Annotated in this window: 24 protein-coding genes; 4 read left to right on the top strand and 20 right to left on the bottom strand. The window is 67.2% G+C overall.

Annotated elements, in window-relative coordinates:
• Window positions 1–7: 7 nt before the first annotated feature.
• Window positions 8–925 carry a 3-methyl-2-oxobutanoate hydroxymethyltransferase gene (gene panB / locus AC1DCZ_RS12795; protein ID WP_476974920.1) on the top strand — a complete coding sequence of 306 codons (918 nt, stop codon included), beginning with the start codon at window positions 8–10 and terminating at the stop codon, window positions 923–925.
• A gap of 84 nt (window positions 926–1,009) precedes the next feature.
• Here panB and AC1DCZ_RS12790 read toward each other — a convergent pair whose 3' ends face one another.
• Complete coding sequence (locus AC1DCZ_RS12790; protein ID WP_476974919.1) at window positions 1,010–1,174, bottom strand: SPOR domain-containing protein; 165 nt, start codon at window positions 1,172–1,174, stop codon at window positions 1,010–1,012.
• A 116-nt stretch (window positions 1,175–1,290) separates the two neighbouring features.
• Here AC1DCZ_RS12790 and map point away from each other — a divergent pair, with 116 nt between their 5' ends.
• Window positions 1,291–2,169 (top strand): type I methionyl aminopeptidase, encoded by an 879-nt coding sequence (gene map / locus AC1DCZ_RS12785; RefSeq protein ID WP_476974918.1) that lies wholly within the window; start codon window positions 1,291–1,293, stop codon window positions 2,167–2,169.
• A gap of 63 nt (window positions 2,170–2,232) precedes the next feature.
• On the top strand, window positions 2,233–3,036 hold the full coding sequence (gene ppgK / locus AC1DCZ_RS12780; protein ID WP_476974917.1) for a polyphosphate--glucose phosphotransferase: 804 nt from the start codon (window positions 2,233–2,235) through the stop codon (window positions 3,034–3,036).
• A gap of 102 nt (window positions 3,037–3,138) precedes the next feature.
• On the opposite strand, the gene nrdR is transcribed toward ppgK, so the two are convergent.
• The 3 genes from nrdR to AC1DCZ_RS12765 all read right to left on the bottom strand — a co-directional run bounded on the left by nrdR (window position 3,139) and on the right by AC1DCZ_RS12765 (window position 5,726).
• Window positions 3,139–3,630, bottom strand: a complete 492-nt coding sequence (gene nrdR, locus AC1DCZ_RS12775; RefSeq protein WP_476896088.1) for a transcriptional regulator NrdR — start codon at window positions 3,628–3,630, stop codon at window positions 3,139–3,141.
• Between the two features lie 103 nt (window positions 3,631–3,733).
• Window positions 3,734–5,110 (bottom strand): histidinol dehydrogenase, encoded by a 1,377-nt coding sequence (gene hisD, locus AC1DCZ_RS12770; RefSeq protein WP_476974916.1) that lies wholly within the window; start codon window positions 5,108–5,110, stop codon window positions 3,734–3,736.
• A 61-nt stretch (window positions 5,111–5,171) separates the two neighbouring features.
• Complete coding sequence (locus tag AC1DCZ_RS12765; RefSeq protein WP_476974915.1) at window positions 5,172–5,726, bottom strand: hypothetical protein; 555 nt, start codon at window positions 5,724–5,726, stop codon at window positions 5,172–5,174.
• 198 nt (window positions 5,727–5,924) lie between these two features.
• On the opposite strand from AC1DCZ_RS12765, the gene AC1DCZ_RS12760 reads away from it, so the two are divergent.
• Window positions 5,925–6,383, top strand: a complete 459-nt coding sequence (locus AC1DCZ_RS12760) for a flavin reductase family protein (protein ID WP_476974968.1) — start codon at window positions 5,925–5,927, stop codon at window positions 6,381–6,383.
• A 26-nt stretch (window positions 6,384–6,409) separates the two neighbouring features.
• On the opposite strand, the gene dnaE is transcribed toward AC1DCZ_RS12760, so the two are convergent.
• The 16 genes from dnaE to AC1DCZ_RS12680 form a co-directional block, all read right to left on the bottom strand.
• On the bottom strand, window positions 6,410–9,967 hold the full coding sequence (gene dnaE / locus AC1DCZ_RS12755; RefSeq protein ID WP_476974914.1) for a DNA polymerase III subunit alpha: 3,558 nt from the start codon (window positions 9,965–9,967) through the stop codon (window positions 6,410–6,412).
• A gap of 48 nt (window positions 9,968–10,015) precedes the next feature.
• Window positions 10,016–10,957 carry an RluA family pseudouridine synthase gene (locus tag AC1DCZ_RS12750; protein WP_476974913.1) on the bottom strand — a complete coding sequence of 314 codons (942 nt, stop codon included), beginning with the start codon at window positions 10,955–10,957 and terminating at the stop codon, window positions 10,016–10,018.
• Complete coding sequence (lspA, locus tag AC1DCZ_RS12745) at window positions 10,950–11,594, bottom strand: signal peptidase II (RefSeq protein WP_476974912.1); 645 nt, start codon at window positions 11,592–11,594, stop codon at window positions 10,950–10,952. Before lspA ends, AC1DCZ_RS12750 begins: the two co-directional genes overlap by 8 nt.
• Before the next feature lie 155 nt (window positions 11,595–11,749).
• Window positions 11,750–12,430, bottom strand: a complete 681-nt coding sequence (locus AC1DCZ_RS12740) for a DivIVA domain-containing protein (RefSeq protein ID WP_476974911.1) — start codon at window positions 12,428–12,430, stop codon at window positions 11,750–11,752.
• 160 nt (window positions 12,431–12,590) lie between these two features.
• Entirely contained in the window at window positions 12,591–12,878 is a 288-nt protein-coding gene (locus AC1DCZ_RS12735; RefSeq protein WP_476896080.1) for a YggT family protein, read from the bottom strand.
• Between the two features lie 135 nt (window positions 12,879–13,013).
• Window positions 13,014–13,544, bottom strand: coding sequence for a cell division protein SepF (locus AC1DCZ_RS12730; RefSeq protein WP_476896079.1), 531 nt, complete (start codon window positions 13,542–13,544; stop codon window positions 13,014–13,016).
• An 88-nt stretch (window positions 13,545–13,632) separates the two neighbouring features.
• A complete protein-coding gene (locus AC1DCZ_RS12725; RefSeq protein ID WP_476974910.1) occupies window positions 13,633–14,376 on the bottom strand; it encodes a YggS family pyridoxal phosphate-dependent enzyme in 744 nt (247 codons plus the stop codon).
• Window positions 14,369–15,127: a purine nucleoside phosphorylase YfiH/LACC1 family protein gene (locus AC1DCZ_RS12720; protein WP_476974909.1), complete on the bottom strand. Its 759-nt coding sequence runs from the start codon at window positions 15,125–15,127 to the stop codon at window positions 14,369–14,371. The genes AC1DCZ_RS12725 and AC1DCZ_RS12720 overlap by 8 nt, the downstream gene beginning before the upstream one ends.
• Before the next feature lie 92 nt (window positions 15,128–15,219).
• Complete coding sequence (gene ftsZ, locus AC1DCZ_RS12715) at window positions 15,220–16,440, bottom strand: cell division protein FtsZ (RefSeq protein WP_427132599.1); 1,221 nt, start codon at window positions 16,438–16,440, stop codon at window positions 15,220–15,222.
• A 264-nt stretch (window positions 16,441–16,704) separates the two neighbouring features.
• Window positions 16,705–17,577, bottom strand: coding sequence for a cell division protein FtsQ/DivIB (locus AC1DCZ_RS12710; RefSeq protein ID WP_476974908.1), 873 nt, complete (start codon window positions 17,575–17,577; stop codon window positions 16,705–16,707).
• Window positions 17,570–18,970: a UDP-N-acetylmuramate--L-alanine ligase gene (murC, locus tag AC1DCZ_RS12705; RefSeq protein ID WP_476974907.1), complete on the bottom strand. Its 1,401-nt coding sequence runs from the start codon at window positions 18,968–18,970 to the stop codon at window positions 17,570–17,572. Before murC ends, AC1DCZ_RS12710 begins: the two co-directional genes overlap by 8 nt.
• A 4-nt stretch (window positions 18,971–18,974) precedes the next feature.
• The gene (locus AC1DCZ_RS12700) at window positions 18,975–20,102 is read right to left on the bottom strand and encodes a UDP-N-acetylglucosamine--N-acetylmuramyl-(pentapeptide) pyrophosphoryl-undecaprenol N-acetylglucosamine transferase (protein WP_476974906.1); all 1,128 of its coding nucleotides are present in this window, start codon (window positions 20,100–20,102) and stop codon (window positions 18,975–18,977) included.
• Window positions 20,092–21,606 carry a putative lipid II flippase FtsW gene (gene ftsW / locus AC1DCZ_RS12695; protein WP_476974905.1) on the bottom strand — a complete coding sequence of 505 codons (1,515 nt, stop codon included), beginning with the start codon at window positions 21,604–21,606 and terminating at the stop codon, window positions 20,092–20,094. Before ftsW ends, AC1DCZ_RS12700 begins: the two co-directional genes overlap by 11 nt.
• A gap of 2 nt (window positions 21,607–21,608) precedes the next feature.
• Window positions 21,609–23,210, bottom strand: a complete 1,602-nt coding sequence (gene murD, locus AC1DCZ_RS12690; protein WP_476974904.1) for a UDP-N-acetylmuramoyl-L-alanine--D-glutamate ligase — start codon at window positions 23,208–23,210, stop codon at window positions 21,609–21,611.
• Window positions 23,192–24,301: a phospho-N-acetylmuramoyl-pentapeptide-transferase gene (mraY, locus tag AC1DCZ_RS12685; protein ID WP_476896071.1), complete on the bottom strand. Its 1,110-nt coding sequence runs from the start codon at window positions 24,299–24,301 to the stop codon at window positions 23,192–23,194. The genes murD and mraY overlap by 19 nt, the downstream gene beginning before the upstream one ends.
• Complete coding sequence (locus AC1DCZ_RS12680) at window positions 24,298–25,785, bottom strand: UDP-N-acetylmuramoyl-tripeptide--D-alanyl-D-alanine ligase (RefSeq protein ID WP_476974903.1); 1,488 nt, start codon at window positions 25,783–25,785, stop codon at window positions 24,298–24,300. Before AC1DCZ_RS12680 ends, mraY begins: the two co-directional genes overlap by 4 nt.
• Between the last annotated feature and the right edge of the window lie 2 nt (window positions 25,786–25,787).

The raw sequence follows: 25,787 nt of genomic DNA, 5'->3' as shown, positions 1-25,787 counted from the left end.
TGGTGCCATGGCCACTAGCAACAGCTCCGATTCCAGCACGCCCGCAGAAATGGCGGCCCCCTACGGCAACGGCCCGGCGGCAACTGCTGCGGACACCACCGCGGATCCGGCGGAGGCGCCCCGGAAGCGTGTGGCCAGGATCCGCACCCACCACCTGCGCGAGGCCAAGCTGAACGGCGGGCGCTTTGCCATGCTGACCGCCTACGACCAGTACACCGCGGAGATCTTCGACCAGGCAGGCATCGAAGTGCTCCTCGTGGGCGACTCGGCCTCCAACAACGTCTTTGGCAACGAGACCAGCCTTCCCGTAACGGTGGACGAACTGATTCCGCTGTGCCGCGCCGTCGCGCGCTCGGCGCGGCGTGCCCTCGTGGTGGCCGACCTTCCGTTCGGCAGTTACGAGGTCTCGGCCCAGCAGGCCGTGGCGACCGGTGTGCGGTTCCTCAAAGAGGGACTCGCGCACGCCGTCAAGATCGAGGGCGGCAAGTTCTACGCCGAGTCCGTCCGGGCGATGGTCCAGGCCGGAATCCCGGTCATGGCGCACATCGGCTTCACGCCGCAAAGCGAACATGCCCTCGGCGGGTACCGCGTCCAGGGCCGGGGCGACGACGCCCGGCGGCTGATCGAGGACGCCGTGGCGCTGGCCGACGCCGGCGCGTTCTGCGTGCTCATGGAAATGGTCCCGGCAGCCACAGCGGCCGCCGTGGACGCCGCCGTCGACGTCCCCACGATCGGGATCGGGGCCGGCAACGCGACCACCGGGCAGGTGCTGGTGTGGCAGGACATGGCCGGACTCCGCGGCGGCCGGATGGCGAAGTTCGTCAAGCAGTATGCTGATCTGCGCACCACCCTCAGTGACGCCGCGAAAGCCTACGGCGACGACGTCCGGTCCGGCGTCTTCCCCGGCCCGGAGCACTCCTTTTAAAGACCGTCTGAGGGGTCGTCGCCTTCCAAAGGTCGTCGTCCTGGCCGGCACGGTGCACCGGCCGCCGCCGCGGGCGGCAACAGGCTAGTCGTCGTCGCCCTTTTCCCAGGTCTCGTTGCGTGCCTTAACCTTCGCAAGGGCGTGTTCGGCTTCTTCCCGGGTCTTGTAGGGCCCGATGAGCTGGCTCCAGTCCGACATGGCATCTTCTTCGACCTCATGGGTGTTGACGTTGTACCAGTACTCCGGCATTGGTGCTCCTCACGTGTTGCGCTTCATGCTGTTCGGGCCGCAATTCTTTGCGCCTGCTTCGCGGCCGTTAATGCCCGTATTTCTTGGCCGTTGGCCCGGCCTTATATGATCAATCTATGCCTTCTCTAGCCTCGACTGCACCCATCGGCACCCTGGTCCCGGGAACTGTGAGTCCCCAGCTTCCCGTACCGTCGTCCATCCCGCGTCCCGAATACGTCGGCAAGCCGGGACCGGCGAAGTTCACCGGATCGGAAATCAAGCCGGCGGAAACGATCGAGAAAATCCGGATCGCTTCACGGATTGCCGCCCAGGCCATTGTGGAGGTCGGCAAGCACATAGAACCCGGCGTCACCACGGACCGGCTGGACCGTGTGGGGCACGAATTCCTCCTCGACCACAACGCATACCCCTCCACCCTTGGATACCGGGGCTTCCCCAAATCTTTGTGCTCCTCGCTCAACGAAGTGATCTGCCATGGGATTCCGGACAACACCGTCGTCCAGGACGGCGACATCCTCAACATCGACATCACTGCGTTCGTTGGTGGCGTGCACGGCGACACCAACTACACGTTCCTGGTGGGCGACGTCGACGAGGAGTCCCGGCTCCTCGTCGAGCGCACCGAGGAATCGTTGAACCGGGCCATCCGCGCCGTGGCACCGGGACGGGAAATCAACGTGATCGGCAGGACGATCGAGTCCTATGCCAAGCGCTTCGGCTACGGCGTGGTCCGCGACTTCACCGGCCACGGCGTCGGGGAAGCCTTCCACACCGGGCTCATCATCCCGCATTACGATGCGGCCCCGGCCTACAACACCGTCATTGAAGCCGGTATGGTCTTTACGATCGAACCCATGCTGACCCTGGGCACCGTCGACTGGGACATGTGGGCCGACGATTGGACCGTCGTGACACGCGACCGCAAACGCACTGCCCAGTTCGAGCACACCCTGCTCGTCACCGAATCCGGCGCCGAAGTCCTTACGCTGCCCTGAGGCTGCACCACCCCGCACCTGCAAATACCTGCCCCGCCCGCCCCTGCCACGAACGGAAACACATTGGCCAAGAAGGACGAGAAGTCGAAGAAGAACCCCCCGCTGATCGGCATCGACATCGGCGGCACCGGGATCAAGGGCGGGATTGTCGATCTCAAGAAGGGCAAGCTGATCGGTGATCGGCTGCGCGTCCCCACCCCGCAGCCCTCAACCCCGGAATCCGTCGCGGAAGTGGTGGCAAAGGTCGTGGCCGAGCTCTCGGCCCGCCCCGAGGCCCCGGCCGCGGATTCCCCCGTCGGGGTCACCTTCCCGGGCATCATCCAGCATGGCGTGGTCCACTCGGCCGCCAACGTGGACAAGTCGTGGCTGGAACTGGACATCGATGGCCTGCTTACCGCCCGCCTCGGGCGCCCCGTCGAGGTCATCAACGACGCCGACGCCGCCGGCCTGGCCGAAGCCCGTTACGGCGCAGGCGAGGGCGTCTCAGGCACCGTCCTCGTGGTCACCCTGGGCACCGGCATCGGCTCGGCCTTCATCTTCGACGGGAAGCTCGTTCCCAACGCCGAACTGGGCCACCTGGAGATTGACGGTTTCGACGCCGAAAGCAAGGCCTCCGCGGTTGCGCGCGAACGCGACGGCCTCAGCTGGGAACAGTACAGCGTGCTGCTGCAGCGGTACTTCTCCCACGTGGAGTTCCTGTTCTCCCCCGAACTGTTCATCGTCGGCGGCGGCATCTCCAAGCGGGCGGACGAATACCTGCCGCACATGAAGCTGCGCACTCCGATTGTTCCCGCCGAGCTGAAGAACGACGCCGGCATTGTCGGCGCGGCCATCGAGATAGCGCTGAAGCACAAACTGGCCAAGTAGCCGGATGAGCTGCCACTCCGCGTCGTTCCGGGCGCCGGGAACGACCCGGAGTGATAGCTCAACGTGTGGGGTGGCGTGTTCGGGTGGGACCGGGCCCGGGTCCTAGAGCGGGCTCTTCTGCGGGTTCTTCCCGTCCAGGCCCTTCGCCGTTGCCTCATGGCGAAGCAGCGAGATGGCTGACTCGAAGTCCTCCAGGGATTCAAACGCCTGGTAGACACTGGCGAAGCGCAGGTAGGCGACCTCATCAAGCTTCTGCAACGGGTTCAGGATGGCGAGCCCGACTTCGTGGGCGTCGATCTCGGCGGCACCGGAGGCACGGATCGACTCCTCCACCTCCTGGGCAAGCATCGCCAGGTCGTCTTCCGTGACGGGACGGCCCTGGCATGCTTTGCGCACCCCGTTGATGACCTTGCTGCGGCTGAACGGCTCACCTACGCCCGAGCGCTTGATGACGGTCAGGCTTGTGGTTTCCACCGTGGTGAAGCGGCGGCCGCATTCGGGGCACTGCCGGCGGCGGCGGATGGCAGAGCCGTCGTCCGCGATGCGGCTGTCGACCACACGCGAGTCAGGGTTTCGGCAGAACGGGCAATACACGTCTTTTCTCCCTGTCGCAGTCTTGTGTCCATACCCAGTTTACGGCCATATATAGCTGAATAACAATCTTGTCATTACTACATGTAGTGGTCAGCGGCACTAATTAGCGGGTGCCGGCGAACCGTGCCGTGACCGCTTCCCCGTGTGCCGGCAGGTCCTCCGCTCCGGACAGGCTCAGGATGTGTCCGCTGACCTGCTCCAGCGCAGCCTGGCTGTAGTTGATGACCTGGATGGCCCGCAGGAAGGTGGTCACGTTCAGGCCGGAGGAAAATGCCGCCGTGCCGCTGGTCGGCAGCACGTGGTTGGAGCCGGCACAGTAGTCCCCCAGGCTCACGGGGCTGTAGTCCCCGACAAAGATGGCCCCGGCGTTGCGGATCCGGGCAGCCACCCTGGCGGCATCCGCCGTCATGATTTCCAGGTGCTCCGCCGCGTAGGCGTCACAGGCGGCGATCCCCTGCTCCAGGTCCTCGACCAGGACGACGCCGGACTGCGGCCCCGAGAGCGCCTCCCGGACCCGGCCGCTGTGCTTGGTGGCGGACACCATGCGGTCCAGCTCCACGCGCACCGCCGCCGCGAGGGTCCCGGAGTCGGTGATCAGCACCGACGCCGCTTTGGGGTCATGCTCAGCCTGGCTGATGAGGTCCGCGGCGACGAGGTCCGGGCGGGCGGTGGCGTCGGCAAGGATCGCGATTTCCGTGGTGCCTGCCTCGGAGTCGATCCCCACGACGCCCTTGACGAGGCGCTTCGCGGTGGCGACAAAGATGTTGCCGGGACCGGTGACGACGTCCACCGGGTCCAGCCCGGCATCCCCGCCTGACCCCGGGACGCCGTAGGCAAAGGCGGCGATGGCCTGCGCGCCGCCGATGGCATAGACCTCATCGATGCCAAGCAGGCAGGCAGCCGCAAGGATGGTGGGGTGCGGGAGGCCACCGAAGTCCTTCTGCGGCGGCGACGCCAGGGCAATGGACTCGACGCCGGCAGCCAGGGCCGGAACGACGTTCATGATCACCGAAGACGGATAGACGGCCAGGCCGCCGGGGACGTACAGGCCCACGCGGGCCACCGGCACCCAGTTCTGGCTGACGACGGCGCCTTCGCCGAGTTCGACGTCGACGTTGGCCGGACGCTGGCTGTCGGCGAAGCGGCGTGCCCTGCGGATGGACTCTTCCAGTGCGGCCCGCACGGCCGGGTCCAGGCCGTCCAGGGCCGCCCGCAGCGCCTCGGACGGGACGCGCGGATGGGTCTGGGCTACACCGTCGAAGGTCAGGGCGAGTTCCCGGAGCGCGGCGAAGCCCCGCGTGCGGACGGCCGAAATGATGTCCATGACCTTTTCCTCGGCGTCGGCCCTGGTGCCCGACTGTGCCCGCGGGACGGCGGCGCGGAGTCCCGCGAGAGTCAGATGCTGGCCGCGCAGGTCCACGGTGCGGAAGTCGATGGCGGCTGGAACCGTGCGCACGGGGCTGTCAGGATTATGGGTCACCCGTTCATTTTACGTGCCCGGCGGCAGGGTCCCGACGCGGTTGCGGCCGGAAGTCGCTATGTCAGTCATCGGAGTCCCGCGTGCGGCCGGACGGCGCGAAGACGCTCTGCAGGAAGATGGCCAGGGCGATGGCGGCCGGCCAGATGGCCAGGACGGCGTAGGACCGCAGCGAGAACGCGATGCTCGCGTTTGCCGAGGCGTCCACCGGAGCACCCCACCAGCGGGAGCTGAGCACGCCGGTCGCGCACGCGATCACGGCTCCCAGTGCGCCGCCCAGCACCACCAGTACGACGGTCCCGGAGGTTGGGCTTTCGTGCTTCGAACCGGACACCAGCGCTCCGGCAACGCAGCCCGCCAGCAGGAACAAACCCGCCAGCACCAGATCCCGGGGCAGCCAGGTCGCGGTGTTGCTGCCCGCAGCCAGCGCGGGGTCCCCCGTCAGGAGGTTGAGCCCCGACGGCGCCAGGATCCACCAGAGAAGCCCCACCGGCACACCGGCCACCGTGATGGCCGCGGCCTGCCGCCAGGGCGCGACGCGCCGCCGGGGCGCCTGCCCGGGTTGCATGGGGTCCTCGGTGTCCTGCTGAACCCGGCCGTGTACTGCGGACTGTGTCATGCAACAAACGGTAACAAGGATTCGGCCGGACCGGCGCACGACGCAGCGCGTCATCATCTGGCGCGGCAGGTAAAAAAGGTGCAGCGCCCGGTCCTGGGCGCAATACGCTGGCAGCAGGAACAATCGCACGCAAATACAGCAGGGAGTTCGATGGCAGTGGCCACAAATGACGGAGTCTTCGAGGGAACGTTCAAGGAAATGTTCCGCCGGCACGCGGCCGGCGTGGCCATCATTACCGCCAATCACGACGGCGTCCCGTTCGGATTCACGGCGACCTCGGTGGCTTCCTTGTCCGCCAAGCCGCCTCGGTTCACGTTCAACATGGCGCGCACGTCACGCTCGTGGCCGGCCGTGGCGAATACCACGTACATCGGCGTGCACATGCTCGGGCTGGAAAACCAGGAGTTGGCCGATCGTTTCGCCCGGGCGGGCAACCGCTTCGACGGCGACCACTGGGAGCTGGGACCCCATGCGGTTCCCGTCCTCAAAGGCGTCGCCGGCTGGCTGATCGGGAAAGTCCAGATGCGGCTCTCCTTCGAGAACAACGCGGTGGTGGTGGTCGAGGTGGTCGAGGGCCAGGTCGGCGCGGACGGCGCTCCCCTCCTGTACCACTCCGGGGCCTACAGCCGGCCTGTCCCGCTCGACTACGAGATCTGAGCGGGACAGGCGGACGGCGGCAGGGCCTAGTTATCCAGGCACGTCGGGCCGAGTAGCACCTTCAGGTCGCCGAAAAGGGACGGGCTCGGGTTGACCCTTAGGTGCACCGGAAGGCCCATGACCTCCACGCGGGAGTCCCCCTGCAGGTGGAGGCGGACCTCGGACTTGCCGCGGTGCGTCCTGAGCACATCTCCGAGTTCGGTCACTACGGCCTCGGTTGCCTTGTGCGTGGCCATGGTGATCACCACGGGACCGTTGAGTCCCTCGCTGAGGTCCGGGACCGAGAGTTCCATGCAGTTCAATGCGACGGCACCGTCATCGCGGCGCTGCAGCCGGCCCTTCACCACCACGATCAGGTCCTCCGCCAGGACGGAGGCTATGGGCCCGTAGACCTGGCCGAAGAACATGACCTCCACGGAACCGCCGAGGTCCTCGATCTCGGCGCGGGCATAGGCGTTGCCGCTGGCTTTGGCGATCCGCCGGCTGAGCGAGGTGATCATGCCCGCGATGGTGACGATGGCGCCGTCGTGCGGTCCGTCCTCCGCGATGATCGAGGTGATCGACTGGTCGGCGTGCTGGCTCAGGAGCCCTTCCAGGCCCTGCAGCGGGTGGTCCGAGACGTAGAGTCCGAGCATGTCCCGCTCGAAGGAGAGCTTGTCCTTCTTCTCCCATTCCGGGAGGTCCGGGATCTCGATGCTCAGGGAGGACTCGGATTCGGCCTCGTCGAAGCCGGCGAAGAGGTCGAACTGGCCGATCGCCTCGTTGCGCTTGAGGGTGATGACCGAGTCGATGGCTTCTTCATGGATCATGGCCAGCGCGCGCCTGTGGTGGCCCAGGGAGTCGAAGGCACCGGCCTTGATGAGGGACTCGATCGTGCGCTTGTTGCACACCACCGCCGGAACCTTCATGAGGTAGTCCTTGAAGGACGTGTAGGCGCCTTCCTTCTCGCGGGCCGCCACCATGGCTTCTACGACGTTGACGCCGACGTTGCGGATGGCTCCCATGCCGAAGCGGATGTCGTTGCCCACCGGGGTGAAGTTCAGCGCTGACTCGTTGACGTCCGGCGGCAGCACCGTGATGCCCATGCGCCGGCACTCGTTGAGGTAGATCGCGGACTTGTCCTTGTCGTCGCCGACCGAGGTCAGCAGGGCCGCCATGTACTCCGGCGCGTAGTGCGCCTTCAGGTAAGCGGTCCAGTAGGAGATCACGCCGTAGGCGGCCGAGTGCGCCTTGTTGAAGGCGTAGTCGGAAAACGGCAGCAGGATGTCCCAGAGGGTCTTGACGGCGGCCATGGAGTAGCCGTTGTCCTGCATGCCCTGGGAGAAGCCGGCGAACTGCTTGTCCAGCTCGGATTTCTTCTTCTTGCCCATGGCGCGGCGCAGGATGTCGGCCTGGCCGAGGGTATAGCCGGCGAGCTTCTGCGCCACGGCCATAACCTGCTCCTGGTACACGATCAGCCCGTAGGTCCCGCCCAGGATTTCCGAGAGCGGCTCCTCAAGCTCCGGGTGGATGGGGATGACGTCCTGGATCTTGTTCTTGCGCAGCGCGTAGTCGGTGTGCGCGTTGGCGCCCATGGGTCCGGGCCGGTACAGCGCCAGCACGGCGGAGATGTCTTCGAAGTTGTCAGGCTTCATCAGCTTGAGCAGGGAGCGCATCGGCCCGCCGTCGAGCTGGAACACGCCCAGGGTGTCGCCGCGGGCGAGCAGTTCATAGGACGCCACGTCGTCCAGGGCCAGGGACTCCAGGTCGAGGTCGATCCCGCGGTTCATCGTGATGTTTTCCAGGGCGTCGGAAATGATCGTGAGGTTCCGCAGGCCCAGGAAGTCCATCTTGATCAGGCCGAGGCCCTCGGACGTCGGGTAGTCGAACTGCGTGATGACCTGGCCGTCCTGGAAGCGGCGCATGACCGGGATGACGTCGATGATCGGGTCCGAGGACATGATGACGCCGGCCGCGTGGACACCCCACTGGCGTTTCAGGCCCTCGATGCCGAGCGCCGTTTCGAACACTTTGGCGGCTTCCGGGTCCGTGGCGATCAGCTGCCGGAAGTCCCCGGCCTCGCTGTAGCGCTTCGATTCCGGGTTCTGGATGTCCGCGAGCGGAATGTCCTTCGCCATCACCGCCGGCGGCAGCGCCTTGGTCAGCTGTTCGCCCATGCTGAACGGGTAGCCCAGCACGCGCGAGGAGTCCTTCAGGGCCTGCTTGGTCTTGATAGTGCCGTAGGTGACGATCATCGCGACACGTTCGTCGCCGTATTTGCGCGTGACGTAGTCGATCACCTCGGACCGGCGCCGGTCATCGAAGTCGACGTCGAAGTCAGGCATGGAGACGCGGTCCGGGTTGAGGAAGCGCTCGAAGATCAGGCCGTGGTGCAGCGGATCGAGGTCGGTGATGCGCATGGCATAGGCCACCATGGACCCGGCGCCCGAGCCGCGTCCCGGACCCACCCGGATGCCGTTGTTCTTGGCCCAGTTGATGAAGTCGGCCACCACCAGGAAGTAGCCCGGGAAGCCCATGGACGTGATGACGCCCAGTTCGTAGTCGGCCTGGGTGCGCACCTTGTCCGGGATGCCCTGGGGATAGCGGTACTGGAGTCCTTTGTCGACTTCCTTGACCAGCCACGACGTTTCGTCCTCCCCCTCCGGGCAGGGGAACCGGGGCATGTAGTTGGCTCCGGTGTTGAAGGACACCCCGCAGCGCTCGGCGATCAGGAGCGTGTTGTCGCACGCCTCCGGGTGGTCGCGGAACAGCTCCCGCATTTCCTGCGGAGACTTCAGGTAGTATCCGCTGCCGGAGAAGGCGAAGCGCGAGCCGCCGTTGTCGTACGTCGGCTCCAGGAGGGTGGAACCCGACTGGATGGCCAGCAGGGCCTCGTGCGCCTTCGCGTCGTGCTCATGCGTGTAGTGGAGGTCGTTGGTGGCCACCAGGGGCAGGTTCAGTTCCCTGGCCAGGCGCAGCAGGTCACCCGTGACGCGCCGCTCGATGTCCAGTCCGTGGTCCATGAGTTCGCAGAAGTAGTTTTCGGCGCCGAAGATGTCGCGGAACTCGGCGGCCGCCTCGACGGCTTCCCGGTACTGCCCGAGCCGGAGCCTCGTCTGGACCTCACCGGAAGGGCAGCCGGTCGTGGCGATCAAGCCTTCGGAGTAGGTGTTGAGCACTTCGCGGTCCAGCCGCGGCCATTTGCCGAAGACCGAGTCCAAGGAGGCAATCGACGAGGCCCGGAACAGGTTCCGCATGCCCACATTGTTGTAGCTGAGGAGCGTCATGTGCGTATAGGAGCCGCCGCCGGAGATGTCATCCTTGCGCTGGTTCTCCTCGCCCCAGCGGACGCGGGTCTTGTCCGTGCGCGCGGTGCCGGGGGTGACGTAGGCCTCGACGCCGATGATCGGCTTGATGCCCTGGTCCGTGGCCCGCTTCCAGAAGTCGAAGGCGCCGAAGAGGTAGCCGTGGTCCGTCGTGGCGAGCGCGGGCATGCCGAGCCGCTCGGTTTCGTCGAACAGCTCTCCGAGCCGGGCGGCACCGTCCAGCATCGAGTACTCGGTGTGGTTGTGGAGATGGACAAACGAGTCGTTGCTGGAAGTCACCGGACCATTCTAGTGCCGTCCCGGGCGCTTTCCGCGCCCGGCACGGTGTCAGGCCTTTCCGGACTCCAGGACCTCGAGCGCGTAGCGCAGATCCTGCGGGTACTCGCTCGTCACGGTGACCCGCTCCCCCGTCCGGGGGTGGTCGAAGGACAGTTGCCGGGCGTGCAGCCATTGCCGGGTGAGCCCCAGGGTGGCGGCGAGCCGCGGATCCGCACCGTAGGTCAGGTCGCCGGCGCAGGGGTGGCGCAGGGCGGAAAAGTGCACGCGGATCTGGTGGGTGCGTCCTGTCTCCAGGTGGACCTCCACGAGGGAGGCCTTGCCGAAGGCTTCGAGGACTTCATAGTGCGTGACGGAGTCACGGCCGTCCTCGGTCACCGCGAAGCGCCAGTCGTGGCCCGGGTGCCGGCCGATCGGGGCGTCGATGGTGCCGGCCAGCGGATCCGGGAGGCCCTGGACGACTGCGTGGTACACCTTGTCCACGGTGCGTTCCTTGAAGGCGCGCTTAAGCACCGTGTAGGCGTGCTCGGTCTTGGCGACCACCATAACGCCGGAGGTCCCGACGTCGAGCCGGTGGACGATGCCGGCGCGCTCGGGGGCGCCGGACGTCGAGATGCGGTAGCCCAGCCCGGCGAGGGCGCCCACGACCGTGGGGCCCACCCAGCCGGGTGAGGGGTGGGCCGCTACGCCGACCGGTTTGTCGATGACGACGAACTCGTCATCATCAAGCAGGATCAACAGGTCGTCCACTACTTCCTCCACGATTTCCAGGGGGTCCCGGCGTTCCGGCACGACGACGTCGAGCACGGCGCCGGGGGCCAGCTTGAGGGACTTGCCGACCGCCTTGCCCCCGCAGCTGACGTTGCCCTCGGCGATCAGCGTGGCGGCCTGGGACCGGGAAATATCCATCAGCTTCGCCAGCCCGGCATCCACCCGGGTTCCGGAAAGATCCTCCGGGACAACGACGCGCAGCGGTCCCGCCGGCTCAGACATCGTGCCCGGCCTCAGGTTTTGTGTGGCGGCTACCGTCCAGGGAGATGCCCCGGAGGGTGAGCAGGCAAATGATCACGACAGAGGACACCACAGCGGAGTCCGCGATGTTGAAGATTGCGAAGTTGGGCAGCTGGATGAAGTCGACCACGTGCCCCATGGCGAAAGAAGGCTCGCGGAACAGCCGGTCGGTGAGGTTGCCCAGGGCGCCCCCGAGCAGCAGCCCGAGCGCCAGCGCCCACCAGGCCGAGCCGAGCTTGCGCAGCTGCAGCAGGATGGCGATGGAGACGGCCGCCATGATGATGGTGAACACCCAAGTGACGTTCTCGCCGATCGAGAAGGCCGCCCCGGAATTGCGGATGTAGTACCAGTGCAGCAACGGGGGCAGCACGGGGGTCCGCTCGCCCTCGACCATCGTGTTGGTGACCCACAGCTTCGTGAGCTGGTCGAAGAGGTAGACGAACACCGCGAAGGCAGCGAAAACGGAGAACAGGACGGCCCGGCGGGGCCGCGCAAACGGCGCCTGCGCCGGAACCTGGGACCCGGATACGGGCCGGCCGGCATCGGCGGGCTGTGCGGCGTCAACGGGCTGCGTGGCGTCAACGGGCTGCGTGGCGTCGGGTGATGGTGCGTCAGTCATAGGGCTTTCGTTCGGGAGCCAGTGCGGGACTGGGAGATTGCTGCCTGGCACAGGCCGGCTCCGGGACCGGAAGGCGGCACTATGCGGCATAAATGTGAATAGCCGGCGGCCGAGGAATCCCCGGCCACCGGCTTTCAGAATACGTGCTTAATACCTTAGCTGGCTTCGCTGACCTCGGGGGCCGCGACGGAGCCGCGGGCATCCAGGTCGCGGAGCTGGCCTTCGATGTAGGCCTTCAGGCGTGAGCGGTAATCGCGTTCGAAGCCGCGCAGCTGCTCGACCTTGCGTTCCAGGACGGAGCGCTGCTGCTCGAGGGCGCCGAGGATTTTGCGTGACTTTTCCTGTGCGTCGTTGACGAGGCTGCTGGCTTCGATCTGGGCTTCGGCAATGATCTTGTCCCGCTGCTGCTCGCCGTCAGCGACGTGCTTGTCGTGCATCTGCTGCGCCATGGCGAGCAGGCCCGCTGCGGACTCGGCTGCGGGGGTTGCGGCGGCACGTGCCGGGGCGGCTGCCTGGACGGGAGCCTGTTCGGCTTCCTTCTTCTTGGCAACTTCAGCGGCCTTTGCCTCGGCTTCTGCCTTGGCGCGCTCGTCCTTCTCGTCCTTGACGGGCGCGGGGACTTTCTCCACGACCGGAGCCGCGGCAGCGGAGCTGGCAGGCGTGCCCGCGCCGAGTTCGGCAAGCTTCTTCCGGAGCTCGTCGTTCTCCTGGTTCAGGCGCCGCAGTTCGACGACGATTTCATCCAGGAAGTCATCAACTTCATCCTGGTCGTAGCCTTCGCGGAACTTGGTCGGCTGAAAGCGCTTGTTGACAACGTCTTCTGGCGTCAAAGCCATCTGGTCACCTCGTTGGTCTAGTTAGTCAGTAGGCCTTCCGGCCGTCAAAACTACGGTACCTAAATATGGTCTGGTTCCTCTAATTCAACACCTGAGTGTCAAACCGGAGTTTCTATCAGTTCGGGCCGCGGAGCAGGTCCGCCGTCCGTACAACATCTGCTTATGCCAGGCTCCTGGCGACCGCCATCGCCACGCTCACCGCCACAAAGAGCAGCAGGAAGCCCAGGTCCAGCGAAATCCCGCCCAGCCGCAGCGGCGGAAGGACCCGCCGGAGCAGCTTGAGCGGCTTGTCCGTGACGGAATACACAGCGTGCGCCGTCACAAGCGCCGCACCGCGCGGCCGCCAGCTTCGGGCGAACATCTGGACCCAGTCAAAGACCAGGCGGATGATCAGGGCAACGAAAAACAGCAACAGCGCGATATAGACAAGTCCGAAAACAATTCCCATGAGCTAACTCATATCTCCATGTTCATTCCGGATACCGCAGTGTCCTATAGAAAGTATCGCTTCTATTTCAGCATGGATATTTCAGCACGGATGCCAGGCAGGTGTCCCTGCCTGGCATCCGTGCTGAAAACCTGACTAGCTCTGGTTGAAGAAGCTGGCCTGCGTTTCGCTGACCTTCTTGTCATCGCCGATGACTTCAACGTACGACGGCGAGAGCAGGAACACTTTGTTCGTGACCCGCTCGATGCTGCCGCGCAGGCCGAACACGAGGCCTGCCGAGAAGTCGACGAGGCGCTTGGCGTCGGCCTCGCCCATGTCGGTGACGTTCATGATGACGGGGATTCCGTCACGGAAGCTTTCACCGATGAGCTTGGCGTCGTTGTAGGACCGCGGGTGGATCGTGGTGATCTGCCGCAGTCCGGTGGTCTCTTCGCGGCTCGAGGCCGCACGCTTGATGGGTGTCACAGGTGCGCGATATTCCTCTTCAGCGGCGTAGGACTCTTCCTTGGGGACCTCGCGGACAGGGGCCGGCGCGCGGCGTTCCTCGCGGTCGTGTTCCATGGATTCGTCCTCATCCTTGTGCGATGTTGGGTGCTCAGACTCGTAGTGTTCGTCGCCATCAGCGAGCCCAAGATAGATCATTGTCTTGCGCAGAGCGCCGGCCATGGTCGACTCCTAATCGTGTCCGTAAGCGGGCCGCTCGTATGACTAGACAGCCTTGGAATCCCCGCCATTACCTTCCAATACGTTGAACCTACCCCAACGCCGGACGCGGACCCAGAATATCGGAGCCAATTCGCAGGTGTGTCGCCCCGAACCTGATGGCCGCCTCGAGGTCCTGGCTCATGCCGGCGGAGATTCCCGCGGCCTCCGGATGAAGGGCTGCCAGCCGGGCCGAGATGCCGGCGAGCCTGGCAAAGGCCGCCGCCGGATCCGCCCGGAGCGGGGCCACCGCCATGACGCCCGCCAGCCGGAGGCCTTCCGCCCCGGCGATCCGGTCCGCCAGTGCCGGCACGTCGGCCGGCCGGGCTCCCCCGCGGCGGCCGTCGGCATCCTCGTCAAGGCTGACCTGGATGAAGCACTCCAGCGGGGCACGCCCGGTGCGTTCCTGCTCGGCGGCCATGGCCTTTTCCAGTGCGGCGGCCACCTGGGGCCGGTCCACGGAGTGCACGGCGTAGGCGTATTTCACCACGGACTTGGCTTTGTTGCTCTGCAGCTGCCCGATGAAGTGCCAGCGCAGGTGCAGGTCAGCCAGCTCCGCCGCCTTGCCGGCGGCTTCCTGGTCCCGGTTCTCGCCGACGTCCGTGACGCCCAGGGATACCAGCCGCCGGACGTCCTGCGCGGGGTGGAACTTCGTGACGACGATCAGCTGGGGCGGGGTGTCCTGCCGCCCTGAGGCCGCCACGGCCGCGCCGATCCGCTGCCTGACGGCGGCCAGTTTGTGTCCGAGCTGCGCGAGTCGGGCGTCCCCGGGGGCGCCGTCCCCTGTCTCAGCCATGGTCCTGCGCCGGGTCATCCGCGGCCGGGAGGGTCCACACGAGCCCTGCAAAGCGGCCCGTGTGGCTGCTGCGGCGGAAGGAGAACAGGGTTTCATCCTCAAGGGTGCAGCCGCCGGAGTACTCGACGGCGACACCCTCGGCCTCGAGCTGGCTCCGGACGCCGGCCGGGAGATCCAATCCGGCCGTGCCCCGCGAGGTGGTGCACCAGGTGGCGGGAACGGCGGCCGCGACCTCGGCGCGCATCCCTTCGGGGACCTCGTAGCAGAGACCGCAGATGGACGGCCCGATCCAGGCGCTGATCCGGACCGCTCCGAGCTCCCGGAGCCGGGCGAGGGCCGCGGGAACCACTCCGGAGGCCACACCGGGCCGTCCCGCGTGCACAGCGCCGAAGACGTGCGCTTCCGCTCCCAGCGCCCCGGCCCGGTCCCCCACGAGCACCACGGGGACGCAGTCAGCTACCATGACGGCCAGCGGCGCGCCGGACGAGACCAGGGCGTCTGCCGTCGGGACATCCCCTGGCGCGTCCACGGCGGCGGCGGGCGGGCCGGCGATCGTGGCGACGTCATTGCCGTGGACCTGGTTCATGAACTGGAAGTGGCGCCCGTCGAGTCCCGCGGCTTGTTCGAGCTCCCCGCGCCTTCTCCTGACCTCAGCGGGGTCGTCGCCGACATGGAGCGCAAGATTGCCGGCGCCGGCGTCGGTGAAAGCCACCCAGACGCCGGGCCGGACTTCGGCTCGCCACGAAAACACTCAGTACACCGCCATCATTCGTTTGCAGGACTTCGATCCTACGAGAAAGCACCATGGCACTGCCATCCGGCAGTGCCATGGTGCTTCAGGATCTACTTGAGGAAGTCGGGGACATCCAGGTCGTCGGAGTGGCGGCCGGACAGGTCCGGCTCCACGACGGAGGGCAGGTCGACGTCGAAGCCCGAGTCGGCCGGCACTGCGGACGGGCGCTGCTGGCCCCAGCCGCCGTAACCGGATGCCCCCACGGTGGCGTGCAGCGGCTGGACGTGGGCGGAGGCCGGAGCCTGCGCCGGGGCCGGAGCCGCCGGGGTTGCCGGACGCTGCGGCGCAGCCGGCAGGGACTGGTCCATGGACGGCGAGGTGGCCTTGACGTCGTCGAAGCCGGCGGCAATGACGGTGACGCGTGCTTCGTCGCCGAGGGCGTCGTCAATGACCGCGCCGAAGATGATGTTGGCCTCCGGGTGCGCGACTTCCTGCACGAGCCGGGCGGCCTCGTTGATCTCGAAGAGGCCCAGGTCCGAGCCGCCCTGGATGGACAGCAGGACCCCGTGGGCGCCGTCGATGGAAGCTTCGAGCAACGGCGAGGCGATGGCCAGCTCCGCGGCCTTGACGGCGCGGTCTTCACCGCGGGCCGAGCCGATACCCATGAGGGCCGAGCCGGCGCCCTGCATGACGGACTTGACGTCGGCGAAGTCGAGGTTGATCAGGCCCGGCGTCGTGATCAGGTCAGTGATGCCCTGGACACCGGACAGCAGGACCTGGTCGGCGGAGCGGAACGCGTCCAGGACCGAGACGTTGCGGTCGCTGATGGACAGCAGACGGTCGTTCGGGATGACGATCAGGGTGTCGACTTCGTCGCGCAGGGCGTCGATGCCGGCTTCGGCGGAGCCGGCGCGCCGGCGGCCTTCGAAGGTGAAGGGGCGGGTGACGACGCCGATGGTCAGGGCGCCGAGCGAGCGGGCGATCCGGGCCACGACGGGCGCGCCGCCGGTGCCGGTGCCGCCGCCTTCGCCGGCGGTGACGAAGACCATGTCCGCGCCGCGGATGACTTCTTCGATTTCGTCGGCGTGGTCCTCCGCAGCCTGCTTGCCGACCTCAGGGTTTGCACCGGCACCCAGGCCGCGCGTCAGCTCACGTCCGACGTCGAGTTTGACGTCGGCGTCGCTCATCAGCAATGCCTGGGCATCGGTGTTGATGGCGATGAATTCGACGCCGCGAAGACCGACTTCGATCATGCGGTTGACTGCGTTCACGCCACCGCCGCCGATGCCGACGACCTTGATGACGGCCAAGTAATTCTGCGGAGCTGCCACGTTACGTGTCCCTTGTTCGTGTTCTATTGCGAAAACTGATGGAGTCGAGCTTGAGGCTTTGAACCTTAACCTTCGACTTGAAGGTTATAGTTATGTCAAGTAACTCATGTCTGTGACGGTATTTCCTATGCAGGGGACATTCAATGACCGGGGCCGCGTGTCGCGGGAATACCGGGCAAATACCCTCTGCGGGTGGCGCCTTCGACCCTCCGGGCAGCTGCCCTGGCGGTTGCCGGCGCGAATCCCTGGATAAGTGATTGCCTGCTACCGGGTGACAGGGTGCCGGGGCACGCTGACATCGTAGACCCGGACAGGGTTTTTCGGGTCCGCCGGGGCCTTGAGAAGGGCCGCGAGCACCCGGGCCTTGAGCTCCTTCTCCCCGGCGTTGCCCCAGACGATCGTCTGCCCGTCAACGAGCTTGAGTTCGACGGCGTCCGCGGACGTGGCCGAGGCCTTGGACAGCTTCGCGAGGACATCCGCCGGAAGTGCGCCCAGGACAGCGGTGATGGCGTGGAACAGATCTTTCGCCAGCGTCCCGCTGCCTCCATCGATGACCGGCAGCGGCACGGAGGCCGGGTCTGCTGTAGTGCTGAGCTGGACGCCGTCGACGTCCACGAGCTGAAAGCTCTCCCCCTGCTTGACCAGGGCCACCGGAACACGTTCCGTGATACGTACCTCCAGCGTGGAGGGCGGGCGCGCCTGGGTGCTGATGTCCTTGACCTGGACCAGCGGCTTGAGGAGGGCGGCGACGTCCGCCTCGCTGACCTGCGGCAGGGGTTTGCCTTGAAGCGGCGCGAGGGCCGACTGGATCTGGTCCGGGCTCAGCAACTTGGTGCCTTCCACGGTGACAGTCCGCAGGGCCAGCACCGGGGAGTAGACGGCGGCCGCCACGATTCCCGCCATCAGGACCGCCAGAATGCCGATCGTACTCAGGAGGATGCGCTTGCGGCGCCTGGCCTTGGGTTCGGGAAAGGACAGCACATTGTCCGGGGCGTGGTCCGGAACCGTGTCCGTGTCCCCGGCGTGCCTGGATGCCGATATGACCTCCGGGCCGGGGCCGCCGGACGGCGCTGAGGGGCGGGGGGACGCGGGACCGCGGGTTCCGGCCTTATAGGTGGGGCGGCGGGTGCTAGGCACCGGCGTCCCCCGCCGTGAGGGCTTCGACGATGAGCGGACCGTACGCTGTGACGTCGCCGGCGCCGGCGGTCAGCACGATGTCTCCGGGCGCTGCCGCGGCCAGCACGGCTTTGACGGCCTCCCCGCCCGCGCCGACGAGTCTGCCGCCGGGTCCCAGATGGTCGGCAATCAGCTGGCTGCTGACTCCGGGGATGGGATCTTCGCGGGCCGGATAGATGTCCAGGAGCAGCGCCGTGTCGGCGGCGTTCAGGGCCTCGGCGAAGTCGCGGGCAAACTCCCGGGTCCGGGAGAACAGGTGCGGCTGGAAGAGCACGTGCACCTTGTGCTCGCCGGCAACGGCCCGCGCTGCGGACAGGGCGGCACGGACTTCGGTGGGATGGTGGGCGTAGTCGTCGTAGACGCGGACGCCACGGCCGCTGCCCTTGAATTCGAATCGGCGCGAGGCGCCGGAGAAATGCGCCAGGGCCTTGGCCGCGCCCTCGGGCTTGACGCCGAGTTCGAGGGCGACGGCGAACGCTGCGGCGGCGTTGAGCGCGTTGTGCCGCCCGGGGACCTGAAGTTCGACGTCGAACCGGCCCGCCGGCGTCGTGATCCATACACGGCCCGGGCCCTCGTCGTGCAGTCGGACCTGGGTGCCGTCCGCGGTGCCGTAGAGGACCACCCTCGTGTTGCCGCGCGCCAGGGTGCGCTGAGCCAGCGCCGCCGCCCCCTCGTCGTCCGCGCAGGCCACGAGGACGCCGTCTCGCGGCAGCAGGGCCGTGAAGCGGTCGAAGGATGCGTAGACCGCTTCGGCGGTGCCGTAGAAGTCCAGGTGGTCTGGTTCGACGTTGGTTACCACGGCGATCTGTGGCCGGTAGTTCAGGAAGGAGCCGTCCGACTCGTCTGCTTCGGCGACGAAGATCCCGGAGCTGCCGTGCGCGGCGTTCACGCCCAGCGCCGGGACATTCGCGCCGATGGCGAAGGAAGGATCCAGGCCGGCGCCCTGCAGCAGGACGGTGATCATCGACGTCGTCGTGGACTTCCCGTGCGTTCCGGCGACTGTCACGACCGTGTCGTCCGCCATGGTCGCGGCCAGCGCGACGGAGCGGTGAAGCACGGGGAGGCCTGCGGCATGGGCTGCCGCGAGTTCGGGATTGTCCGGGCGGATCGCCGAGCCGGCGACGACAGTCTCGGCGTCGCCAAGGTTCGCTGCGGCGTAGCCGACCGCGATCCTGGCGCCGGCGGCGGCCAGATCCGCCAGGACAGGCAGGTCCTTGGCGTCCGTGCCGCTCACCGGTATGCCGCGCGCCACCATGATCCGGGCGACGGCTGACATGCCTACTCCCCCGATGCCGATGAAGTGCACGCGGCCCAGGGACTCGAGGCTACGGGCGCCGTGTAGGGGCTGGGTCATTGCTTTACCGCTTCCTGCCGTGCTGTTCGAATGGCACTGCCACTTCAAGGACGAGATCGGCCATGCGCCGGTCCGCGTTTCGGATGCCGAGCCGTTCGGAGCTGGCGGCCATCGTCTCCAGCCTGCCGCGCTCCAGCAGCAGGGGGATGATGTTCTCCCGGAGCCAGTCCGCCGTGAACGCGCTGTCCTCCACGGTCAGGGCGCCTCCGGCGTCGACCAGGCCACGGGCATTGAGGGCCTGTTCGCCGTTGCCGATGGGAAGGGGGACGAAGACGGCCGGCACGCCTACGGCGGCAACTTCGCAGACCGTGGCGGCGCCGGCGCGGGCCAGCAGCAGGTCGGCGGCGGCATAGACCGTTTCCATGCCGTCCACGTATTCGACCTGCCGGTAGCCCGGCGCGGCCAGGGGTTTGCCGTCGGCGTCGTGCACGGACTTGCCGCGTCCGGTGATGTGCAGGGTCTGGACGCCCGCATCGGCGAGGGCGCCGACGGACGCCGCGAGGGTCCGGTTGATGCTCTGGGCGCCAGAGGAGCCGCCGGTGACGATCAGGGTCGGCTTGTGCGGATCCAGTCCAAGTGCCGCCCGGGCGGAGGCCCTGGCCGCCGGGCGGTCGAGGCCGGAAATCTCGGGGCGCATCGGCATGCCGACATGCCGTGCGCCGCGGAGGCGGGTGGCGCTGAAGGCCACGGCCACATGCCCGCCCAGCAGGGCGCCCACACGGTTTGCCAGCCCCGCCCGGGTATTGGCTTCGTGGACCACGATCGGAATTTTCCGCCGCCACGCGGCGAGGTACAGCGGCGTGCACACATATCCACCGACCCCCACCAGGACGTCAGCCCGGGCCTCGTCAAGGATCACGCCGGCCTGCTTCACCGCACCGGCCAGCCGGCCCGGAAGCCGGAGCAGGTCGGGCGTGGGCCTGCGCGGGAACGGCACCCGGCTGATGGTGGCCAGGTCCAGCCCGGCGGCCGGGACCAGCCGGGCTTCCATCCCGCCGGGCGTGCCGACAGCCAGGAGTTGCGCCCCGGGACGGAGTTCCCGGACCGCGCGGGCAATGGCCAGCAGCGGGCTGATGTGCCCGGCGGTTCCGCCGCCGGCGAGGACCACGGACAAAGACGACTCAGTGTTCATGAAGGGGCTGTTTACGCTTTCGTGCGGGATTGCCGGGTGCGGGGCTTGTCAGTGCAGGGCTCTTGGGGGACGCGTTCTTTGGTGCGGGGTTCGTTGGGGCCGGTTTCTTTGGTGCGGGGCCCTTTGGTGCGGGGCCGGACCGCTTGGTCCTGGTGCGCCGGGGCAGGTTCATGCCGAAGAGCCGCTTGGGCTGGACACCTGGCGCCATCTGCGCCCTGGCCAGGGACAAGACTACGCCGATCGCGCACAGTGACATGAGCAGTGCGGAGCCGCCGTAGGAAATAAACGGCAGTGGTACGCCGATGACGGGCAGGAGTCCGGTCACGACCGCCATGTTCACGACCGCCTGGCCCAGCAGCCACACCATGATGGAGCCGCCCAGAACGCGGTGGAAGAGCCCGTCCTGGGCCGCGACCACGCGGTAGATGGCCGCGCCCAGGATGGCGAACAGGACGAGGACGACGACCGTGCCGACGAGTCCGAGCTCCTCGCCGATGATCGCAAAGATGAAGTCGTTGTGGGCTTCCGGAATCCAGCTGTACTTCTGCCGGCTTTGGCCAAGGCCAACGCCCAGCCATCCGCCGGAGGCGAGCCCGTAGAGGCCGTTCGTTGACTGGTAGTTCAGGTCAGACCCGTCGGCGCAGGTCTGGCCGGTCCACGAAAGGATCCGGCACATGCGGTTCGGGCTGGTGATCGCCAGGACCGCGGTGCCAAGGGCCAGTCCTGCCCCGGCAATGCCGAACAAGCGCAGCCGAACACCGGCGAAGAAGAGTGCCGAGGCCATGATCACCATGACGATCATGGCCGTGCCGAGGTCGTTTCCGGCCAGGATGAGTCCGATGATGATCACAGCGCCCGGGAGAACCACGGGAACCAGTGCGTGCCGCCACTGTGTCAGCAGCTTGGCCTTGCGGTGCAATACCGTGGCCATCCACAGGGCGAGGGCGAGCTTGGCGGCCTCGGAAGGCTGGAAGGTGAAGGGGCCGACGTCGATCCAGTTCTGGTTGCCGAGCGTACTTCGTCCCACCAGCAGAACCAGCAGGAGGAGCACGGTTGCCACGGCCATCGCGGGCCACGCGAAGCGCTTGAGCCAAACGACGTTGACGCGCGAGAGCACGAGCATGGCAGACACGCCGATGGCAGCGAAGAGGCTCTGTTTGAGGGCGGCCGAGTACGGCGACTCCCCTGCCGCAATGGCTTCGACGCTGGAGGCGGAGAGCACCATCATGATGCCGATCGCGGTCAACGCAAGGGTGGAGCCAAGGATCAGGTAGTACGTGGAGCCGTTCCGGGACTTGCCCGGGCCCTCCAGCGCTGCCCAGAAGCCCCGGTACCAGCGGCGCAGCGTCCCCGGAGGGAGCCCCCGGCCCAGGACCCCGCGGGGTGCCGAGGGTTTGCCGGCACCGGGTCTGGTGCCACCGGGTCTGATGGCACTGGGTCTACCGGCGGGTTTGCCTGCGACGGCGGGCTTGACCGCCGTCGTGCGTGTGGGCGTGCTGACCATTGTTACTCCTCGCTGGTCTGGGCCTGCCCTTCCACGAGCTCGCGGACAGCTTCGATGAAGGCATCGCCACGGTGAGCGTAGGAAGAGAACTGATCCATGGAAGCAGCTGCCGGGGCCAGGAGCACAGTGTCCCCGGAGGCGGCCAGCTGCGCCGCCGATGCAACGGCCTGTGCCATCACAGTTTCGCCGAAAATCGGCGAAGGGCCTGCGGCGGCTTTGGCCGTTCCGGCAGTCTGCACCATTTCAGTGTCTCCCTTCCCCTGGCCGATCACGGGGACATCGGGTGCGTGTCGCTGAAGGGCCCCCTGGAGTTCGCTGGAGTCCGCGCCGATCAGGACGACTGCCTTGAGCCGGTGGGCATGCTCCCGGACCAGGGCATCGTAGTTCACGCCCTTGGAGAGGCCGCCGGCGATCCAGACGACGTCCTGGAACGCGGATAGCGACGCCGACGCGGCGTGGGGGTTGGTGGCCTTTGAGTCGTTGACCCAGAGGACGCCGTTGTGCCGGGCGACGGGCTGGATGCGGTGGTCGCCCGGAAGGTAGTTCTGCAGGCCCTGGCGGACGGCGGACGGTTCGACGCCGTAGGCCCGGACCAGGGCCGCGGCGGCCAGCGCGTTGGCCACCATGTGGCGCGGTGCCACCGCGCCCAGATCCGAGACGGCGGCCAGTTCCGCGGCACTGTCCTTGCGCCCGGGAATGAACGCCCGGTCCACAAGCAGGCCTTCCACGACGCCGAGCATGCTCACGGCAGGCGTCACAGTGGTGAAGGCCACCGCCCGGCAGCCTTCGACGACGTCGGCGTCTTCGACCATGCGTTCGGTTTCGATCTGCTCGGCGTTGTAGATGCACGCCTTCCGGGTATTCGCGTAAACCTTGGCCTTGTCGGCCAGGTACGAAGCGTAGGAGCCGTGCCAGTCGACGTGATCCTCCGCGACGTTGAGGCACACGCTCGCGACGGGCGAGATGGAGTGGCTCCAGTGCAGCTGGAAACTGGAAAGCTCGACGGCGAAGACGTCGTAGTCGACCGGGTCGCGGAGGGCGTCCAGGATGGGCGTCCCGACGTTGCCGACGGCGATCGCCTTCAGCCCGGCTGCCTGCAGCATGGACTCGGTCAGGCCCACGGTCGTGGTCTTGCCGTTGGTCCCGGTGATGGTGAGCCAGTCGGCGGTCTTGCGGCCCTTGCGTTCGCGGACCCGCCAGGCGAGTTCGACGTCGCCCCAGACGGGAATGTGCGCCCGCGCGGCGCCGGCCAGCAGCGACTGGTCCGGACGCCACCCCGGCGACGTGACGATCAGGTCCGGCTTCTGGCCGTCGACCTTCGGGACGGACTCCACGGCCTCCTCGCCGAGCAGGACATCTGCCGCGCCGACGATCCGGAGAGTGTCGGCCTGGGCCAGGGCTTTGGGGGTAGTGGTGGCGTCAACGACAACCACCCGGGCGCCGAGTTCGATCAGGGTGTCAGCGGCCGCGAAGCCGGAGACTCCGATGCCGGTGACTACTACCCGCAGCCCGGCCCAGTCCGAATCCCAGCTGACGAGGCCGTTGAGCCGTGCCGAGGTCGTGAGGGGGGCGGGAATCGGGCCGGTCACAGGAGCACGACCCATTCGGCGTAGAAGACACCGAGGCCCGCGGCGACGAACAGCCCGCAGAGGATCCAGAAACGGACCACGACGGTGACTTCGGCCCAGCCTTTGAGTTCAAAGTGGTGCTGCAGCGGGGCCATCTTGAAGAACCGCTTTCCCTTGGTGATCTTGAAATAGCCCACCTGGATGATGACCGAAAGGGTGATGAGGACGAAGAGGCCGCCGATGAAAGCCAGCAGCAGTTCGGTCCGTGACAGGATGGCGAAGCCGGCGACGGCGCCGCCGATGGCCAGCGAGCCGGTGTCCCCCATGAAGATCTTTGCCGGGGACGTGTTCCACCACAGGAATCCGACGAGGGCCGCGCTGAGGATCGCCGCGAGCAGTGCAAGGTCCAGCGGATCGCGGACCGAGTAGCAGCCGCTGCCGGCCTGGCGCGGGGAACCGCAGGCCTGGTTGCTCTGCCAGATGCCCATGAGGGTGTACGCGCCGAACACCATCACCGAGGCACCGGCGGCGAGGCCGTCCAGTCCGTCGGTGAGGTTCACCCCGTTGGTGGCCGCCGTGACAATCAGGTTGGACCACAGGACGAACAGGATCGCGCCGATCACCGTGCCGCCGAAGGCCAGGTTGAGCCACGGGATGTCACGCACCAGGGAGATCTGCGTGGACGCCGGGGTGACCCCGGCCGAGTTTGGAAAGTTCAAGGCCAGGACAGCGAAAATAATGCCGACCGCGGCCTGCAGGATCAGTTTCGCCTTGGCGTTCAGGCCAAGGCTGCGCTGCTTGGAGATCTTGATGAAATCATCCAGGAAACCGACGAGCCCCATGCCCACCATGAGGAACAGCAGCAGGATCGCCGAGGCTGTCGGGCCCGGGGATCCCGGGTTCATGAGCCACATGATCAGGTGCGTCAGTCCGTAGCTGACAAGCACCGCCAGGACAACGACGGTACCGCCCATCGTGGGCGTGCCGCGCTTGGTGTGGTGCGACGTGGGACCGTCGTCCCGGATGAACTGTCCGTAGCTTTTCCGGACCAGGAGCCGGATGAACAGCGGGGTGCCCGCGAAGGCAAAGAGCAAGGCCATTCCAGCGCCCATCAGCAGTGCAATCACAGCAGTGCACTCCCTTCTGTGGCGGTTCCGTGGGCTTGTGGGGGTAATGCTATCCGATCGCCCAGATGGCGCAGTCCGATGCTGTTCGAGGACTTGAACAACACCAGATCACCGGGCCTGAGTTCGGCCTGCAGGAGTTCGTAGGCCTCGTCGGCGGTCTCGGCGAAGACACATTCATCGCCCCACGAGCCCTCCTGGACGGCAGAGACGTAGAGGGAGCGCGCCTCGCGGCCGACGACAACCAGCCGGGAGATGTTGAGCCGCACCACCTGGGTGCCCACGGCCGTGTGCTCGCGGATGGAGTCCGGGCCCAGTTCGAGCATGGCGCCCAGCACGGCCCAGGTCCGGCGGCCGCGGCCGAGGTCGGCCAGTGTCCGCAGGGCGGCCCGCATGGATTCCGGGTTGGCGTTGTAGGCATCGTTGATGATGGTCACGCCGTCGGCGCGTTCCGTGCGTTCCATCCGCCAGCGGCTGGCGGCCGTCTGTGCATTGAGCGACGCGGCGATCCGGGGGCCGGGGATACCGGCTGCGTGGGAAGCTCCCGCCGCGGCGAGGAGGTTGGCGACGTGATGGGCCCCGATGAGGCCGCTGGACACGTGGTGCCCTGCGGTGTCGTCCGGCACGAAGAGCTCGAACTCGGGGTGTCCCGCGGCGTTCAGTTCAACGTCTTCCGCCCGGACCGGGGCCGGCTGGCCGTCGCGGGCAGGCTGGGAGCTGTAGCCGAGGACGCGTGCCTGCGTCCGGGCGGCCATGGCCGCGACGCGGGCATCGTCCAGGTTCAGCACCGCGGTGCCGGCGGCGGGGAGTGCCTCGACGAGCTCGCCCTTGGCGACGGCGATGTTCTCGATGCCGCCGAACTCGCCGGCGTGGGCGGAGCCGACGCCGAGCACGACGCCGATGTCCGGGCGGACCATGTCCGCGAGATAGCGGATATGGCCGATCCCAGTGGCGCCCATTTCGATCACGAGGTAGCGGGTGTCAAACCCGGCCTTGAACACGGTCAGCGGGACGCCGATCTCGCCGTTGTACGAGCCCTGCGGGGCGACGGTGTTGCCGTCGGAGCCGGCGTCGGCGGCAAGGATCCCGGCCAGCAGGTCCTTGGTGGTGGTCTTGCCGGCGGAACCGGTGATGCCGATGACGGTGAGAACAGAGCCGTCGGCTTCGCGGCGGGCCCGGATCCGGCGGACTGATTCAGCCGCCAGGGCGCCCATCGCGAGGACGGAGTCCTTCACGACGACGGCCGGGAAGTTCCGCCCGGCGGCGTCGGCGACGTCATGCTCCACGAGCGCCAGGACGGCACCCCGGTCGAAGGCGGCGCCCACGAAATCGTGGCCGTCGGCCACCTCCCCCGGTTTCGCCACATAGAGGGAACCCGCTGTGGCCTCGCGGGAGTCGGTCACTACGGAGGCGGGCGTGATCCCCGGTTCCGCAGCCAGCCGGCCGTCGGTTATTTCGGCGATTTCCGCCGCTGTAAATGCAATCATCT

It is taken from the genome of Arthrobacter sp. 10N418, from assembly GCF_056394725.1.
Note: the sequence above shows the minus strand (reverse complement) of the source record. Positions and strands in the feature narration are given on the sequence as shown.

What these genes read in the sequence shown, in the direction of transcription:
- map (WP_476974918.1), top strand. Translation starts at nt 1,291, where the DNA reads ATGCCTTCTCTAGCCTCGACTGCACCCATCGGCACCCTGGTCCCGGGA.
- AC1DCZ_RS12680 (WP_476974903.1), bottom strand. Translation starts at nt 25,785, where the DNA reads ATGATTGCATTTACAGCGGCGGAAATCGCCGAAATAACCGACGGCCGG.
- murD (WP_476974904.1), bottom strand. Translation starts at nt 23,210, where the DNA reads ATGGGTCGTGCTCCTGTGACCGGCCCGATTCCCGCCCCCCTCACGACC.
- AC1DCZ_RS12790 (WP_476974919.1), bottom strand. Translation starts at nt 1,174, where the DNA reads ATGCCGGAGTACTGGTACAACGTCAACACCCATGAGGTCGAAGAAGAT.
- AC1DCZ_RS12750 (WP_476974913.1), bottom strand. Translation starts at nt 10,957, where the DNA reads ATGTCTGAGCCGGCGGGACCGCTGCGCGTCGTTGTCCCGGAGGATCTT.
- AC1DCZ_RS12735 (WP_476896080.1), bottom strand. Translation starts at nt 12,878, where the DNA reads ATGGGAATTGTTTTCGGACTTGTCTATATCGCGCTGTTGCTGTTTTTC.
- AC1DCZ_RS12740 (WP_476974911.1), bottom strand. Translation starts at nt 12,430, where the DNA reads ATGGCTTTGACGCCAGAAGACGTTGTCAACAAGCGCTTTCAGCCGACC.
- ftsW (WP_476974905.1), bottom strand. Translation starts at nt 21,606, where the DNA reads ATGGTCAGCACGCCCACACGCACGACGGCGGTCAAGCCCGCCGTCGCA.
- AC1DCZ_RS12730 (WP_476896079.1), bottom strand. Translation starts at nt 13,544, where the DNA reads ATGGCCGGCGCTCTGCGCAAGACAATGATCTATCTTGGGCTCGCTGAT.
- AC1DCZ_RS12700 (WP_476974906.1), bottom strand. Translation starts at nt 20,102, where the DNA reads ATGAACACTGAGTCGTCTTTGTCCGTGGTCCTCGCCGGCGGCGGAACC.
- AC1DCZ_RS12765 (WP_476974915.1), bottom strand. Translation starts at nt 5,726, where the DNA reads ATGACACAGTCCGCAGTACACGGCCGGGTTCAGCAGGACACCGAGGAC.
- lspA (WP_476974912.1), bottom strand. Translation starts at nt 11,594, where the DNA reads ATGACTGACGCACCATCACCCGACGCCACGCAGCCCGTTGACGCCACG.
- AC1DCZ_RS12760 (WP_476974968.1), top strand. Translation starts at nt 5,925, where the DNA reads ATGTTCCGCCGGCACGCGGCCGGCGTGGCCATCATTACCGCCAATCAC.
- panB (WP_476974920.1), top strand. Translation starts at nt 8, where the DNA reads ATGGCCACTAGCAACAGCTCCGATTCCAGCACGCCCGCAGAAATGGCG.
- AC1DCZ_RS12725 (WP_476974910.1), bottom strand. Translation starts at nt 14,376, where the DNA reads ATGGCTGAGACAGGGGACGGCGCCCCCGGGGACGCCCGACTCGCGCAG.
- murC (WP_476974907.1), bottom strand. Translation starts at nt 18,970, where the DNA reads ATGACCCAGCCCCTACACGGCGCCCGTAGCCTCGAGTCCCTGGGCCGC.